The organism is Pseudomonas sp. PS01297 (genome assembly GCF_029959305.1).
Lineage (GTDB): Bacteria > Pseudomonadota > Gammaproteobacteria > Pseudomonadales > Pseudomonadaceae > Aquipseudomonas > Aquipseudomonas helleri.
Genome location: NZ_JASCPQ010000017.1, coordinates 49842 through 65699 on the forward strand (window position 1 = coordinate 49842; position 15858 = coordinate 65699).

The window sequence follows — 15858 nt, forward strand, 5'->3', positions numbered from 1 at the left end:
TTGACTGGCCATTGTACGGGCGAGATTTGATTGCGTACAGACCGGGGGAGGGAGGCAGGCTCCCTCCGTTCAATCGGCGCGTTTGTCGAGGTCTACTGTGGGGTTCAGACGGGCTTTACGGGTTTCCTGATACCAGTGCAGGCTGATCAGCAGCAGGGTCGGGATGCCCATGATGGCGGTGATGATAAAGAAGTTGTGATAACCGAACTTCTCGACCATGACCCCGGAGTAGCCGCCCATCAAACGCGGAAGCAGCAGCATGATCGAGCTGAGCAATGCGTATTGGGTGGCAGAGAACTTGAGGTTGGTCAGGCTCGACAGGTAGGCAACAAAGGCTGAGGTGGCGAGGCCGGAGCTGAAGTTGTCGAGTGAAATCGTGACAATCAGCATCTGCAGATTCGGGCCCATGTCGGCCAGCAGCATAAACAGCAGGTTGGTCGCGGCGGATGCGGCCCCGCCAATCAACAGGATCGGCAAAATGCCGAAACGTACAATCAGCAGCCCGCCCATGCCTGCACCGAACAGGGTCATGAACAGGCCGAAAATCTTGCTGACACCAGCGATCTGGTCCTTGGTAAAGCCCTGGTCGATGTAAAACACGTTGGCCATCACACCCATGACCGTGTCAGACATGCGATAGGTAGCAATCAGCCCAAGCAGCAAAAGCGCCTGCCAGCGATAACGCACAATAAAGTCGTTAACCGGCGTCAAGACGGGGGCGAGCCCGCGTCGCCCCATGGTGGACAGGCACAAACCGGTCAGCAGGATATAAAGGATGGCGCGCAGAAACGCGCGGTCTTCCATCAGCAGCGTCATGGGGCTCATGCCTTCAAACAGCACGCCCGCAAAGTTGGTGTTGTACAGCTGGGTGAACATCGCCGGCACCGACACCAGCAGCACGATCAGCACGAACACCGAGGCCAGTTGATGGACGAAGCTATAGCGGCCCACCGACAGCTGAGTGCGCAGGGTGACCGGTGGTTCGCGCATGAAAAAGGTGGTCAGCAACGCGGGGATCATCAGCACGCCGAACAGCACATAAGTGCCGGTCCAGGCCGAATGCTTATAGTTGAAGCCGGTTGAGCCGAAGCCCTCAGCAAAAAATAGTGCCCCGGCCGTTGCCAGCAGGGCGGCTACGCGGTAACCGGACATGTAACTGGCGGCGAGGGCGGCCTGGCGGCTGTCGTCGGCAATTTCCAGGCGGTAAGCGTCGATCGCGATGTCTTGGGTGGCGGAGGCAAATGACACGATAACGGCAATCGCAATCAGCCATGACAAGTGCTTTTGCGGGTCGCAAAAGCCCATGCCGATCAAGCCCAGGATCACCAGCGTCTGTGACAGCACCAGCCACGAGCGGCGTCTGCCCAGCTTGCCGAGCAATGGCAGGCGCCATTGGTCGAGCAGCGGCGACCACACCCATTTAAAGGCATAAGCCAGGCCGATCAGGCTGGCATAGCCGATGGTTTCGCGGGCCACACCTGCTTCGCGCAACCACACAGACAGCGTTGAAAACACCAGCATGTACGGCAAACCGGCGGCGAAACCGAGCAACAACAGCACAAGGGTTGAGGGGCTGGAATAGGCAGCTAGCGCTTCGCGCCAGGTTTTACGGGGCATGGACTCGAGTCTGCCTCTGATTGCGGAAACAAAGGGCGCACTCTAACCGCAGTGCTCTATCGGGCGCCAGCCATGGCGTCGTATATCCACACGATTATTAACAATGCTTAATCCTTCGCCGCGCAGACGCGCTCGTTGTTCATCACCGCTAGGGCTGCCCGCAGGCAAACTGATCCTGCCGCCTGCGGCCAACACCCGATGCCAGGGCAGGCGGGTGTCTTCGGGGAGCTGGCTTAGCGTGCGGCCGACCCAGCGGGCGGCTCGGCCCAGGCCTGCCAGCTCGGCAAGCTGGCCATAGGTGACGACTTTGCCATCGGGCACTTGCATCAAGGTCGAGTACAGGGCCGTTCGTCGAAGCTCGGCAGGCGATGGCGATGCACTGTCGGGTGAGTTCATGGGGCGAAAACCGTGGAGTTATAAATAAGACGTTTCCGTCGCGCGCGATAGCAAAGGAACTACACGAAAAACACCGGGTCTTTCTTTGCTTGGGGTGTGTCCTTCTGGATAATGCCGTCATTCTTTCGTAAAACCGAGTTTCGCATCTGCTTATGTTGTCCAGAACCTTGTTATGCCTTGCTGTCTTGAATGTGTCCACGCCTTTGCTCGCCGATACGGTCTGGTTAAAGAACGGCGACCGTCTGTCCGGCAAGATAAAAGTGTTTGATGGGGGCAAGTTGCTGATTCAGACCGACTATGCGGGCGCTATTCCGATTGACTGGAAACAAGTCAAAACCCTGGAAAGCGATCAGGAACTGCTGGTCAAACAAGATGCCTACGTGGGTGAAAAGGCTAAGTCACTCAAGGCGGCCGAAGACGGCAAGGTCATCCTGGCCAATGGCGAGGCGCCTAAAACGGTTGAGCTGGCGAGCATTCAGCAAATCGTCAAACCCAAACCGCTGATCGAAGACTTTGTCTGGAAGGGTAATGTCGACGTCGCGCTGGACTACAAACGCGCCGACAAAGACACCGACGACTACGACATCGACCTCAAAACCTCGGCGCGTCACGGCGCCTGGCGTCACAACGCCGAAGCTTCCTACAACCGTGAGGCCCAGAACGATGTGGTCACCACGAACAACTGGAATGCCGAATACGCGCTTGACCACTTTATTGATGAGCACTGGTACTGGCAGGGCCGCTTGAACTACACCCGCGACAGAATCGAAGACATTTCCCGTCAGCGCACTGTAGGTACTGGTCCTGGTTATCAGTTCTGGGATGACGAGCTGGGCGCGTTTTCCTTGGGCTCACTGCTGAACCGTACCGACTATGAATACTCGGATGGCGGTAAAAGCAACTTCTACTCGCTGGCCATGAAGTGGGATTACAACCGTTACCTGGTAGGTAAAACGGTATCGATCTTTACCAACGGTGAACTGGGCAAGCCGCTGGGCGGGGATTCAGACTACAGCCTCGACGCCGAAATTGGCTTGCGCTACAAAGTCACCGAATGGGCATCGCTCAACCTCAAGGCTGAAAAAGACCTGATCGGCAGTAGCAGCGGCAAAGACAACGCACTCAACAAAACCCGCTACACCGCAGGTTTTGGCGTGATGTGGTAACACCACGACCCTTGTGCAGGAGCGAGCTCGCCTCGCGATCTTTTGATCTTGAACGTCAAAAGATCGTAGCCTCAGGCCGCTCCAGCAGGGCGGGGGTTAAATCCTTAAACCACCATCCAGCTCCAGGATCCGGCCACTGTAATAGTCGTTTTCAAAGATATACGCCGCTGAATGGGCAATTTCTTCGACCTTGCCCATGCGTTTCAGCGGGATGCCCGCAGTCATTTTTTCCAGGGCTTCGGGCTTCATGCCCAAGGTCATTTCGGTTTCGATAAACCCGGGAGCAATGCCCGCCACACGGATACCGTAACGCGCCAGCTCTTTGGCCCAAGTCACGGTCGCAGCTGCCACACCGGCCTTGGCGGCCGAGTAGTTGGTTTGGCCAACGTTGCCAGCACGTGAGATGGAAGAAATATTGATAATCGCGCCCTGGCTGCTGAGTTCGACCATCTTCGCCGCCACTTCACGGGTGCACAGGAAAACCCCGGTCAAGTTGACGTCGATAACAGCTTGCCACTGCGCCAGGCTCATTTTGCTGACTACGCCGTCCTTGACCTTCAACAGCAGGCCATCACGCAAGATCCCGGCGTTGTTCACCAGACCATTGATCGCGCCAAAGTCTTCAGCAATTTGCCCCACGGTTTGTGTAACCTGCTCTTCATCGGCGACGTTGCACAAATAAGCCCGCGCTTGAACTCCGTGGGCCTGACAGGCCGCAACGGCGAGCTCGAGTTTTTCCGGGTTCAGGTCCACCAAAGCCAGCTTGGCGCCCTTGGCCGCCAGGTACTCGGCCATGGCGCGACCTAGCCCTTGGCAGCCGCCAGTGATAATGATTACTTTGTCTTTTAGTTGCATGAGTGCCCTGATCTCGACCGTTTCGACGGATTTTTATTAAGGAGTCATAAGTTGAGCGTTGAAGTAGCCAAGCATGCCCGAGAATTATTGCTCAAGGAATACCGTGGAGCGTTGGCCACGCTCTCCAAGGCAATGCCAGGGTTCCCCTTTGGGTCTATGGTGCCTTATTGCCTTGATGAGCAAGGGCGGCCATTGATCCTGATCAGCCGGATCGCTCAGCACACCCACAACCTGCGCAAAGACCCAAAGTGCTCACTGATGGTGGGTGAGCGTGGCGCCGAAGACGTGCAGGCGGTAGGACGCCTGACCTACCTGGCCGAAGCCGAGCAACTGACTGACCCGGCGGCCATTGAAGCCGCGGCTGAGCGTTACTACCGCTATTTCCCGGAGTCGCAGAGCTATCACACCGCCCATGACTTCGACTTTTGGGTGCTCAACCCGGTGCGCCATCGTTATATCGGTGGTTTTGGTGCGATTCACTGGGTGGATCAACTCACACTGGCCAACCCTTTTGCCGGACCAGTTGAAGTGCGCATGATCGAGCACATGAACGACGATCACGCTAACGCCATCGCTCATTACGTTGAGCTGGCCGGGCTGCCAAAGACTACACCTGCAGAAATGGTCGGCCTGGACAGCGAAGGCATGCATCTGCGCATTGGTCAGAGTGTGTACTGGCTGGCCTTTCCAGAGGCTTGTAACACTTCGACACAAGTGCGCGAAGCGCTGGTTTTGCTGGCTCGCGCAAGTGAATGGCCTAAAAAAGAAACGGCATAACCTTGAATTCACAAAGGCGCGCCGTCATCTAAGCTGTGTTGGAAGATATTCTTCCGGAGAGGAATCATTTGATGCGCGCTTTTTTATTGCTCTTTCTGTTGTTTCCAGTGCTAGAGCTGTACGTCTTTTTCAAGGTCAGCACCGCTATCGGGTTTTTCCCGGCGTTGCTGCTGATCATCGCAGGCTCCTTGTTCGGGGTTCTGGTAGTACGCGTTGCGGGCTTGGCCACCGCCTTGAGTGCGCGTGAAAGCCTCAATCGTGGTGAGCTGCCGGCTCAACAAATGCTTCAAGGCCTGATGGTGGCGTTGGGTGGCGGCTTGTTGGTACTGCCGGGTTTTATCAGCGACATCGCCGGTCTGCTGTTGCTGCTCCCGCCGGTTCGTCATTTTCTGGTCAATCGCTTGCGCAAACGTGCAGAAGAGCAAGCGATGCGCCAGCGTGCCTTTGCCGAGGAATTTGAAACGGCGCATCGCCCTGGCACGCATCAACCCGTGGGCCGTGAGCCCAATGTGATCGAAGGCGAGTTTGAACACCGCGACAAGTAAGTTTCCCTGTAAAGGCTTAAGCACGGCACTCAAGAGTGCCGTGTTTGTTTTTGCGCGGTGCGAAAGGTAAAAAATTTCGTCTGGGCGCTCTTGTAATCACTGGATGCGCCCTTATGTAACTGGCACCGCAGGGTTTTGCTGGCAACAGCAGGCACCCTTCAGCGATTAACACCCGGCATTTCCGGACTTGCAAACCCAGCCGGTATTGACACCGGCCGATGAACACCACAATTAGGAGAGATCGACAATGAAGCTTCGTCCTCTGCATGACCGCGTCGTAATCCGTCGCAGCGAAGAAGAAAAGAAAACCGCTGGCGGTATCGTTCTGCCGGGTTCAGCTGCCGAGAAAGCCAACAGCGGTGAAGTCATTGCTGTGGGTACTGGCCGCGTTCTGGACAACGGTGAAGTGCGTGCGCTGGCCGTGAAAGTGGGTGACAAGGTTGTGTTCGGCCCTTACTCCGGCAGCAACACTGTGAAAGTCGACGGCGAAGACCTGCTGGTAATGGCTGAGAACGAGATTCTCGCTGTTATCGAAGGCTGATTTCCCGCTCCTTTTCCCGTTACTACAAAGTATTTAAGGAAGAACGAACATGGCTGCTAAAGAAGTTAAATTCGGCGATTCCGCCCGTAAAAAAATGCTCGCCGGTGTCAACGTCCTGGCTGACGCAGTAAAAGCAACACTGGGCCCTAAAGGCCGCAACGTGATCATCGAGAAGAGCTTCGGCGCTCCGACCATCACCAAAGACGGTGTTTCGGTTGCCAAAGAAATCGAACTGAAAGATCGCTTCGAAAACATGGGCGCGCAACTGGTTAAAGACGTTGCCTCCCGTGCTAACGATGACGCTGGTGACGGTACTACCACTGCAACCGTTCTGGCTCAGTCGATTGTCAACGAAGGCCTGAAAGCCGTCGCTGCCGGCATGAACCCGATGGACCTGAAACGCGGTATCGACAAAGCGACCATCGCCATTGTCAAAGAGCTGCGTCAACTGTCCAAGCCATGCGCTGACAGCAAGGCAATCGCTCAGGTGGGTACCATCTCTGCCAACTCCGACAGCTCCATCGGCGACATCATTGCTGAAGCCATGGCTAAAGTCGGCAAAGAAGGCGTGATCACCGTTGAAGAAGGCTCGGGCCTGGAAAACGAACTGTCTGTGGTTGAAGGCATGCAGTTTGACCGTGGCTACCTGTCCCCTTACTTCGTTAACAAGCCAGACACCATGGTGGCTGAGCTGGACGGCCCGCTGATCCTGTTGGTTGACAAAAAGATCTCCAACATCCGCGAAATGCTGCCAGTCCTGGAAGCCGTTGCCAAAGCCGGCCGTCCACTGCTGATCGTGGCTGAAGACGTTGAAGGCGAAGCCCTGGCGACTCTGGTTGTGAACAACATGCGCGGTATCGTTAAAGTCGCTGCTGTTAAAGCACCTGGCTTCGGCGACCGTCGCAAAGCAATGCTGCAGGACATCGCTGTTCTGACTGGCGGTACCGTTATCTCCGAAGAGATCGGCCTGAGCCTGGAAAGCACCACTCTGGAGCACCTGGGTAACGCCAAGCGCGTAATCCTGTCCAAAGAAAACACCACCATCATCGACGGTGCTGGCGTTGAAGCGGACATCCAGGCACGTGTGACTCAGATCCGTGCTCAAGTGGCTGACACCACCTCGGACTACGACCGTGAAAAACTGCAAGAGCGTCTGGCCAAGCTGTCGGGCGGCGTAGCAGTGATCAAGGTTGGCGCTGGTTCCGAAGTTGAAATGAAAGAGAAAAAAGCCCGCGTTGAAGACGCCCTGCACGCGACCCGTGCAGCCGTTGAAGAAGGCGTGGTACCTGGCGGTGGCGTGGCACTGGTTCGCGCTCTGCAGGCAATCTCTGACCTGAAAGGCGACAACGCCGATCAGAATGTTGGTATCGCGCTGCTGCGTCGTGCTGTTGAAGCACCTCTGCGCCAGATCGTTTCCAACTCCGGCGACGAGCCAAGCGTTGTAGTCGACAAAGTGAAGCAGGGTTCGGGTAACTTCGGTTACAACGCTGCCACTGGCGAATACGGCGACATGATCGAAATGGGTATCCTTGACCCGGCTAAAGTGACTCGTTCGGCTCTGCAAGCGGCTTCGTCGATTGCCAGCCTGATGATCACCACTGAGGCGATGATCGCTGAGATCCAGGAAGACAAACCAGCTGGCGGCGGCATGCCAGACATGGGCGGCATGGGTGGTATGGGCGGCATGATGTAAGCCAGCCTTACCCCGATACGCAAAAGCCCCGCCTGAGTGATCAGGCGGGGCTTTTTTGTGCCTGATGAGTATCCCGTAGGAGCTGCCGCAGGCTGCGATCTCTTGATCTACCACCCACAAAACACCTGTGGGCGCACGAGTATGCAGTCGCTGTTGTCGGTAGTGTGTGAGCGTCGAGTGAAAGACTCGTCAACATCGCGCGGCCGTTAACTAAATCGTGTAAACGCCCTACAACGCTGGCTCTGCGCGGCTCTTGGCCTTAAGCTGCCGTGGCCGAGATGGCCGTTACTGCGTACGGAGAAAAGTGCCCATGCGAATTTTATTGGTTGAAGACAATCGCGATATCCTCGCCAATCTGGCGGACTACCTGGGGCTTAAGGGGTATACCGTTGACTGCGCGCAGGACGGCTTGTCCGGGTTGCATCTGGCCGCGACTGAACACTATGACTTGATCGTGCTCGACATCATGCTGCCGGGCATTGATGGCTACACACTGTGCAAGCGCCTGCGCGAAGACGCCCGTCGCGACACGCCGGTCATCATGCTCACGGCCCGTGACCAGCTGGATGATCGCCTGCAAGGCTTCAAGTCCGGTGCTGATGACTACCTGCTCAAACCTTTCGCCTTGTCCGAGCTGGCAGCGCGCATTGAGGCCGTACTGCGCCGTGCGCAAGGCGGCGGCCGTCGCGAGTTGCAGGTCGCAGACTTGCGCTACGACCTCGACACCCTGGAAGTCACCCGTGAAGGGCGCATGCTCAAGCTCAACCCGGTCGGCTTGAAACTGCTGGCCGTGTTGATGCAAAAAAGCCCGCATGTGCTGCGCCGTGAAGTGCTGGAAGAGGCCCTGTGGGGCGATGATTGCCCGGACAGCGACAGCCTGCGCAGCCACGTTCACCAGTTGCGTCAGGTGATCGACAAGCCGTTCGACAAGCCCTTGCTGCAAACGGTACATGGCGTGGGGTATCGTCTCGCCGAGAGTCGTGATGGAGTTTAAGCAAAGCCTTGCCCAGCGGATCATCATCGCCTTTGCGCTGATGAGTGCGCTGGTGGCCGGGACGTTCGCCATGGGCATTGTCGCCACGGTGCACCTGGTTGAAGAAAAACTGATTTCAGCAGGCTTGGGCGGGGATCTGCAGCGTCTGCTGTTGATGGATAACGTCAGCGACTGGAACCACCGTCCTGAGCCCGACCAACTGTTTTACTACAGCGGCGGGCGCGGTGATTTTGCCTTGCCCAAAGACTTGCGCCACCTGGAACCAGGCTTTCATGAGGTGTTCCGTGATCAGCTGTCGTATCACGCGATGGTCGAGGTAGTCGACGGGCGGCGCTACGTGTTGCTGCAAGACCAAAGTGATTTTGAAGAGCGCGAACGCGTGCTGTTCGCCGTGGTGCTGGTCGGGTTCGTGCTGGCGCTGGCGCTGGCGGTTTTCCTCGGCTGGGTCCTGGCGCGCAGGGTGATGGCGCCGGTGGTACGTCTGGCGCGCCAGGTACGCCATCGAGAACAGCTGTTGGGCCTGGCCCCGCCGCTGGCGCCCGATTACGCCGCCGATGAAGTGGGTGAGCTGGCCGTGGCCTTTGACGCCACCCTGGGCCGCCTGCGTGACACTTTGACCCGCGAGCGGCTGTTTACCAGTGACGTGAGTCACGAATTGCGTACACCGCTGATGGTGTTGGCGAGTTCCTGCGAACTGTTGCTCGAAAGCCCGTCGCTGGATCAGCGCAGTCGCTCGCAAGTGGAGCGAATTTCCCGCGCCTGTGAAGAAATGCGTGAGCTGGTGCAAACCTTCCTCATGCTCGCCCGTGCGCAGCATGAAGACGCCACCATGTCACCGACCGTCACCCTGACGACCGTGGCCGAGGGCTTGATCAGCCTGTGGCGGGGGCCTATCGAAGCGAAAGGGCTGACACTGATCTATGACCCCGGCAACCCGCTCGATACCCGCTACAACGCGACGTTCTTGCATGCGGTCATGGGCAACCTGCTACGCAATGCCTTGCACTACACCGACATCGGGTTCATTCGCTTGAGCCTTGAGCCCACCGGGTTTGTGGTCGAGGACAGTGGTGTGGGCATCCCCGAAGAGAAGCGTCAGGCGATGTTTCAGCCCTTTGTGCGGGGCGGCGAAAAACGCGGTGAAGGGCTTGGGTTGGGCCTGTCATTGGTCCAGCGGATCTGCGACAGCCAGGGCTGGCGAGTGACGCTGACCACCATGGAACCCAACGGTTGCCGCTTCCACGTAGAACTCAATCCCGCCGACATCTGAGCTATCCATTCGTGACCTGCGGTCTGCGGGTCACTTTTCCTACGGCTCATTAGTCCGTAGAGTGGCCCCGAGCCAGTATCTTGTGTCTGTAAAACCCTACAGCGTTTATGGACTCGCTCGTACATTTTTTTCACCTCATGATGACCTGATGCGCACGTTCTCTTGATTAAGGTGGCCTGTAATTGCTTCAGGAGAGCCACCATGAGCACCGCGATCAAACTTGAATTTGCTGAAAAATATGACCTGCAACACGCCATCGAGTACTTGCTTAAACATCAAGATGGTTTCGCACGACGCCTTTCACATAAACGCGACGTGCAACTGGCGCGCAAAGCTTTGGCATTGGCTGGAGATCCGGGCGTGGTGTTAGACCTGCCTTGCGGGGCGGGGCGGTTTTGGCCGCTGCTGGCTGAAAAACACAACCGCATGATCATCGGCGCAGACAATTCGCCGTCCATGCTCGAAGTGGCATCGATAGCCCAGCCGGCTGATGTGGTTAAACGGGTACGGCACTTGCAGACATCTGCATTTGATATCGACCTGCCGGACAACGCAGTCGACAGCATTTTTTGCATGCGCCTGCTGCATCACATAGGCGATGCAACCCACCGGATGGCTCTGTTAAAGGAGTTTCACCGGGTTAGCCGAGACAGCGTGATTGTTTCGTTGTGGGTCGATGGCAACGTTAAGGCCTGGAGACGCAAGCGTCTTGAGCGTCATCGGGTTGAGGATGCTGGGGCCGACAGTTACCAAAACCGCTTTGTGTTACCGGCTGCTACTGTTGAAGCCGAGTTTGAAAAGGCTGGCTTTAGCGTTCAACAACATTTGGATTTTATCCCGCTCTACGCCATGTGGCGGGTTTACATACTGCGCAAGAGGTAATGCATGACCGTTGATTCCGTATCGCCATCCCACACCGCGACTGAAAACCGCTTTGAGTTCTACTGGCAGCAGCAAGGCGAGTGGGTAGAGGAACCGAATCAGCGTCGTGGCGGTGAAAGTGGTGTACAGCGGATTCACGAGGCCAATGGCCGCTTGCTCTATGTCAAACGTCAGGTCGGACACACCTACCGCAGCTGGCGTTACCCGTTGGGTCGCCCGACCGTATTGCGTGAGCGTGACGCGCTGCAGGCGTTTAACCGTTTAGCGGTGGGTGTGCCAGAGCTGGTGTATTGCGGGGCGCAACAAGGTGCAGATAAACAGTGGCGTGCATTGTTGGTTACCGCGGCGCTGGAAAATTTTATTGAAATAGACAACTGGTACGCTGCCGGTGAACGCGACATTCACGGTGAGGCGATACATGATCGGGTGCTTGAAACCATCGCCACGACCTTGGCACGCATGCATCTGGGCCGTTGGCAGCATGGCTGCCTGTATGCCAAGCATGTGTTTGTCCGGGTGACTGGCACGGGTGAAAGCGCTCAAGTTGATGTGGCGCTGCTGGACCTTGAAAAAAGCCGGCAACGGCTGACGGCCCGTAAAGCGGCCGCGCACGACCTCAAACAGCTGCGCCGCCATTCGTCGTGGAATACCGACGACTGGAACAAACTGAACTACTTTTATGAAAAGGTGTTTGGCAGCGCCATCAAAGGGTTACGGTGATGAAGCGAGAAATAGCACGAGGTTTGTTTTTGCTTGGCTCTTTGGCCATTGCCACGGCGGCAGTGGCGGCGTGGCAACCACCCGTGATGCAGGTATTGAGCAGTGCGCAATTCGACGCGCAATGCCCGATCCCGCGTGTGGCCAAAGTCGCGATAGACGCGAAACCCGATCACGACCTGTTACTGTTCATGTATGGAATGAAGCAGGGAATGAGGCCGTAATAAACAAGCCGTAGTCGCTGCCGAAGGCTGCGATAAGGTCCGCAGGGCCTTCAACAACTGGAGGCGCTGCGCGCCTCATCGCAGCCTTCGGCAGCGGCTACAAATATTGCTCTACACAACGTGTAGATGATTATCCCAAAGCCCCGAAGGCAGCTCCAAAGGCTTGGCCATCAGCTCGCTTTTACGGCAATCGTAAAAGCGGCAGCGGCCTTGCCCTGACGTCACCACAAACCCGTCTTGCACGGCACCGACGCCTGCACAGTCCGGCAGGGGTGCATCCAGGCGCAACGCGCCGCTGTCCAGGTCCCAGACAAAAAACCGGTTACCCCGCGGCGCCGTCAAGGCCACCAGGCGCAGCTCGCTGTGTACCGCCACACTGGCCGTGTAATGGCCCATGGCTCGCAATTGCGGCTCCGCCACCGGGAACGGCTGAAAAGGCTGACCGGGGCGCTTGATGGCCAACAACTCGGACAATTCGTGGGCGTCGCCCATAAACTGCTGACACGCGACGACGGTGCCGTCTGTGGCAATGCCCAGATGGCGCACGCTGTTCATCTGCTGGCTCAGGGTTTCTTTGCTCAGCAACGTACCGTCACGCTGCATCAGCACCAGGCTGGGCTCCATCGCATTGAGGTTCATCTCAACCCGGCTTTCAGCTTCGGTACGAATACCGCCGTTGGCCACCACCAGGGTTTCACCATCAGGCATCCACGACACTTGGTGCGGACCCACGCCGTGGGTCGGGATTTCGCCGCTATGCACCAGGCGCTCGCTTTCAAAGCGGTAAACCCCCAACAGGCCGCGCCCCGGATCGCTGGTGTCATTCTCGGTGGTGTACAACCATTCGCCGTCTTTATGGATCACCGCGTGACCATAAAAATGGCGATTGGGCAGCGAGGTGATGGTTTGCAGCAACTGCCCGTCCTTGAGGCTGATCAGGTAACTCTCAGTCCCGGGGCGGCGTGCCACAAACAAGGCAATCGGCAACGTCGGGTGGTTGATGATGTCATGGCAGCGCTGGTTCACCCGGGTGCTGAACACCTGGGTGCCATCCAGGCGATAGCCCACGGCAAAGTGATTGCCGTCGACATCGTCACGGGCACTCAAGAGCAGCGGGCTGCGGCCTTGTTTGGACAGCGACCAGCCACCCAGGGTAATGGCACTCAGCAGTAAACCGCCGAGCTTGAGAGCTTGCCTGCGCATCATCGAACCATCCTTCATCAATCGCCGTCGTTGGCGTTAAAGCCCAGTTGAATGCCCAACGCCTTGGCCAGTTCACCTTCGTGCAGACGGTGTACGACATTGAGGCTGTCGTAGATGGCATTCAGTTGCTCGCGGCCAGCGTCGTCAGCCAGCAGCTCATTGAGGGAGCGCTGATTGTCGTTGAACAGCTTGAGCGATGTCGCGTAAGCAGCGTCGATCTTTTCAGCCAACGGCTTTTGTTCAGCAGGCAACAGGCCGCGCAAGCCTTTGTTGTCGACCCCGGCCCACACGGTTTGCGCCGCTGCGAGGCTGGCTGCGAGACTTTGCAGGGACGCCTGGCTGCGCCATGCGTCGGCTTGCAACGGTTGCGGGATGCCTTTGCTCTGACGACCCATCGGTGTGCCGAGCTTCTTTTTCAGGGTGTCGAGTGCCGTTACCTGCACACGCAGCAGATCGGCGATGGCCTCGTGAGAATCGGCGTAGCGCTGGTTCGGGAACTTGGTCATCTGCGCCAACATGCCGTCAGTGCTGTTCCAGCTCGCCAGGATCTCTTCGGCCAGTTGCTTTTGACGCTCGCCAATGGCGGTCAGCAGCGGGCAGTAACGGGTTTTCTGCGCGCTGTCAGCCAGGTCGATATTGCTGTCGAACAAAATGTACTCATAGGCCGACAGGCCTTGCACGACAACGCTGGACTTGGCTAGCGCGGCGGCATCGATCTGTGGTTGAGCCACCACCAGTTGCTCAACCTGACGGCCCACCAGGTTCTTTTTGTCTGGCCAGAACTGCACTTGCCACGAGCGATTGCCTTCAGCCAGCGGGCCAATCAGCAACGGTTGCAGTTCGGCCCAGGCTTTTTGTGCGTGCAGGAAGTCGGCGCGAGCGGTCTCAAGCGTCTCTTTACCTTCGCAGTAAGCCAGTGCGCTGATCGCCAGTTGGCGGTCGGCCTCTACCCAGCGGCTGTAGGTCGGCAGAATCACCTGCTTGGCGATAGCTGCCGAAGTGACGGCTTGCTGATCTTGCGGCGAGCAGGCTGCCAAAGCGATAGCTGCCAGGCTGGTGAACAAGAGTTTGGGTCTGAACATGTCGGGGTCCCCGATCTTATAAGGCGTTAAAGAGAATTCAGGAACGCCAGCAACGCAGCGCGCTGCTCGGCATTAAATTGCAACACCTGCTGCTTGGCCGGTTCGGCCTCACCGCCGTGCCACAGCACGGCTTCGAGCAGGTTGCGTGCACGACCATCGTGCAAAAACTGAGTGTGCCCGCTCACGGTCTGGGTCAAACCAATGCCCCACAGTGGCGGTGTGCGCCAATCGCTGCCCGAGGCGGCGAACTCGGTGCGGTTATCGGCAAGGCCCGGCCCCATGTTGTGTAGCAGCAGATCGCTGTACGGGTAAATGACCTGATTGGCCAGCTCAGGTTCGGCGGCGTTGGCCGAGGTGGTGAACTTTGGCGTATGACATGAGACGCAGCCGGCCTGATAGAACAGGTTTTTACCGGCCAGCACCTGCGGCGAATCGACATCACGGCGCGCAGGCACGGCGAGGTTGCGGGTGTAAAACTCGACGAGACGCAGAATGTTGTCACTGACCTCGGGTTCGCCATCCGGGCCATTGCCGTTGGGCGCTGCCAGGCAGTCGGTTTGCGCGGGGGTGCAATCATCAAACGGTCTCAGGCTGGTGGTGAGCCCCATATCACCAGAAAAGGCGTGAACATTTTGTTGATTGAGGTCCGGTTGGCCTGCTTTCCAGCCAAAACGGCCTAAAACCGTCTTTTGCTGAGCGTCATCCCACACCCGGTTAGGTCGCCCGTTAATGCCCGCGTCATTTTTATTGGCCTGGGAATTGGCCAGAATCGCTTCTTCGGGGATGGCCTCAAGCAACCCCAAGCCAATCATCGGTGGGGCAATGCGCGCCGAGAACCGCGTATCGGGATGCATGGGTCCGTAGCCCAACTGAGTGATCTGCAGCAAGGGCTTGCGCAACTGGACTTCGGTGCCGTCCTTGAAGCGTACAGGCACCGCTTCATAGTCAACCCGCACCTTGCCTTCCGGGGCGACACCCGGCACCGCCATGTCTTGCAACTGGCCACCGTACACCGGCTCGGGGACGATGCCGGTTTGCTCGATCAGCTTGGCGTAAGTGGGCTCATTGGGAATCGACAGACGCACCAGCATCGACACCGCATTCTTGGCATCAGGCGCTGGCGGATGCCCGCGACCGTCGCGGATATGGCAGTTTTGGCAGGCATTGGTATTAAACAGCGGGCCTAACCCGTCACGCGCCGTGGTGGTGGAAGGTGCAATCACCCACGGGCTGCGGAAAAAACTGTTGCCGACGCTGAAATCCAGCCGTTGAGTGGGCGACAGATTCGCAGACGGCATCGAAAAGGCATTGCGATCGGTTTTAAACACCGTCGTGTCCCCTCCAGAGCGGGCTTCGCCGGGCTCGGGTTGAGTAAAGCGCGGCGCCTCATCACAGCCAGCCAGCCCCAAGGCCAGCAGCAAAGACAGGCGCAGAGGCAACGAAGGCATCAAACGTCCAGACCAGTCAGCAAAATCGAGGGGCGAAAGTTTATCAGGGAAGGTGAATTGAAATAAGAGGAATTAGCGTTTGGTTGGGTCGATCAGGATCAGGGCCTACAAACTCAGTAATACAGCAGGTATTTCCCACCTGATAATCAGATACAAGCGATATACGTCTTTTTCCGCAAAGTCCATGCTGGCTAAAAACGGAGCGAACATGAAAGTGCTTATCGTCTTAGTCACAGTGATGGCCGTTTCTGCATGTACAAACAGCCGGCTATCTCCTGGAACCTACAGCCCTGAACTTGCTTATAAATGCCAGACAGATCCTTATGGTTCTTATTGTCTGCAACCCCCGGCCGCCATAAAGAACTGACAATACTCTGCTCGACTTTCCCACTGTAGGAGCGAGCTTGTCTCGCGATCTTTTGATCTTGAAAAGATCGCGAGACAAGCT

General features: G+C 57.4%; 16 protein-coding genes. 10 read left to right on the forward strand and 6 right to left on the reverse strand.

Annotation, left to right across the window (positions count from 1 at the left end; all coding sequences use genetic code 11):
• Nucleotides 1-69 precede the first annotated feature (69 nt).
• Together QMX84_RS08085 and QMX84_RS08090 are read right to left on the reverse strand one after the other, a co-directional pair.
• Nucleotides 70-1617 carry an AmpG family muropeptide MFS transporter gene (locus tag QMX84_RS08085; RefSeq protein WP_048386660.1) on the reverse strand — a complete coding sequence of 516 codons (1548 nt, stop codon included), beginning with the start codon at nt 1615-1617 and terminating at the stop codon, nt 70-72.
• A gap of 42 nt (nt 1618-1659) precedes the next feature.
• Nucleotides 1660-2013, reverse strand: a complete 354-nt coding sequence (locus QMX84_RS08090) for an MGMT family protein (RefSeq protein WP_048369620.1) — start codon at nt 2011-2013, stop codon at nt 1660-1662.
• Nucleotides 2014-2165: 152 nt separating this feature from the next.
• Between QMX84_RS08090 and QMX84_RS08095 the strand changes: the two genes are divergently transcribed.
• The gene (locus QMX84_RS08095) at nt 2166-3179 is read left to right on the forward strand and encodes a DUF481 domain-containing protein (RefSeq protein WP_048369621.1); all 1014 of its coding nucleotides are present in this window, start codon (nt 2166-2168) and stop codon (nt 3177-3179) included.
• 96 nt (nt 3180-3275) lie between these two features.
• Here the strand turns inward: QMX84_RS08095 and QMX84_RS08100 are convergent, their stop codons facing one another.
• Complete coding sequence (locus QMX84_RS08100; RefSeq protein ID WP_282363542.1) at nt 3276-4034, reverse strand: SDR family oxidoreductase; 759 nt, start codon at nt 4032-4034, stop codon at nt 3276-3278.
• Nucleotides 4035-4085: 51 nt separating this feature from the next.
• Here QMX84_RS08100 and QMX84_RS08105 point away from each other — a divergent pair, with 51 nt between their 5' ends.
• From QMX84_RS08105 to QMX84_RS08145, 9 genes are all read left to right on the forward strand, one after another.
• Nucleotides 4086-4811 carry a HugZ family protein gene (locus QMX84_RS08105; RefSeq protein ID WP_282363543.1) on the forward strand — a complete coding sequence of 242 codons (726 nt, stop codon included), beginning with the start codon at nt 4086-4088 and terminating at the stop codon, nt 4809-4811.
• 71 nt (nt 4812-4882) lie between these two features.
• Nucleotides 4883-5356, forward strand: coding sequence for an FxsA family protein (locus QMX84_RS08110; RefSeq protein WP_048386665.1), 474 nt, complete (start codon nt 4883-4885; stop codon nt 5354-5356).
• A 247-nt stretch (nt 5357-5603) separates the two neighbouring features.
• The gene (locus QMX84_RS08115; protein WP_016779794.1) at nt 5604-5897 is read left to right on the forward strand and encodes a co-chaperone GroES; all 294 of its coding nucleotides are present in this window, start codon (nt 5604-5606) and stop codon (nt 5895-5897) included.
• Between the two features lie 49 nt (nt 5898-5946).
• Entirely contained in the window at nt 5947-7590 is a 1644-nt protein-coding gene (gene groL / locus QMX84_RS08120; RefSeq protein ID WP_153335516.1) for a chaperonin GroEL, read from the forward strand.
• A gap of 310 nt (nt 7591-7900) precedes the next feature.
• Entirely contained in the window at nt 7901-8584 is a 684-nt protein-coding gene (gene colR / locus QMX84_RS08125) for a two-component system response regulator ColR (protein ID WP_048369631.1), read from the forward strand.
• Nucleotides 8574-9854, forward strand: coding sequence for a HAMP domain-containing sensor histidine kinase (locus tag QMX84_RS08130; RefSeq protein WP_153335515.1), 1281 nt, complete (start codon nt 8574-8576; stop codon nt 9852-9854). The genes colR and QMX84_RS08130 overlap by 11 nt, the downstream gene beginning before the upstream one ends.
• Nucleotides 9855-10055: 201 nt before the next feature.
• Nucleotides 10056-10736 (forward strand): class I SAM-dependent methyltransferase, encoded by a 681-nt coding sequence (locus QMX84_RS08135; protein ID WP_282363544.1) that lies wholly within the window; start codon nt 10056-10058, stop codon nt 10734-10736.
• A gap of 3 nt (nt 10737-10739) precedes the next feature.
• On the forward strand, nt 10740-11456 hold the full coding sequence (locus QMX84_RS08140; protein ID WP_282363545.1) for a lipopolysaccharide kinase InaA family protein: 717 nt from the start codon (nt 10740-10742) through the stop codon (nt 11454-11456).
• Nucleotides 11456-11677, forward strand: a complete 222-nt coding sequence (locus QMX84_RS08145; RefSeq protein ID WP_048369637.1) for a hypothetical protein — start codon at nt 11456-11458, stop codon at nt 11675-11677. Before QMX84_RS08140 ends, QMX84_RS08145 begins: the two co-directional genes overlap by 1 nt.
• A gap of 111 nt (nt 11678-11788) precedes the next feature.
• On the opposite strand, the gene QMX84_RS08150 is transcribed toward QMX84_RS08145, so the two are convergent.
• The 3 genes from QMX84_RS08150 to QMX84_RS08160 are packed head-to-tail and all read right to left on the reverse strand — an operon-like array spanning nt 11789 to nt 15410.
• The gene (locus QMX84_RS08150; protein WP_153335511.1) at nt 11789-12883 is read right to left on the reverse strand and encodes a DUF1513 domain-containing protein; all 1095 of its coding nucleotides are present in this window, start codon (nt 12881-12883) and stop codon (nt 11789-11791) included.
• Between the two features lie 14 nt (nt 12884-12897).
• Nucleotides 12898-13962 carry an imelysin family protein gene (locus QMX84_RS08155; protein ID WP_282363546.1) on the reverse strand — a complete coding sequence of 355 codons (1065 nt, stop codon included), beginning with the start codon at nt 13960-13962 and terminating at the stop codon, nt 12898-12900.
• Between the two features lie 26 nt (nt 13963-13988).
• Nucleotides 13989-15410 carry a di-heme oxidoredictase family protein gene (locus tag QMX84_RS08160; RefSeq protein ID WP_282363548.1) on the reverse strand — a complete coding sequence of 474 codons (1422 nt, stop codon included), beginning with the start codon at nt 15408-15410 and terminating at the stop codon, nt 13989-13991.
• Nucleotides 15411-15858 lie beyond the last annotated feature (448 nt).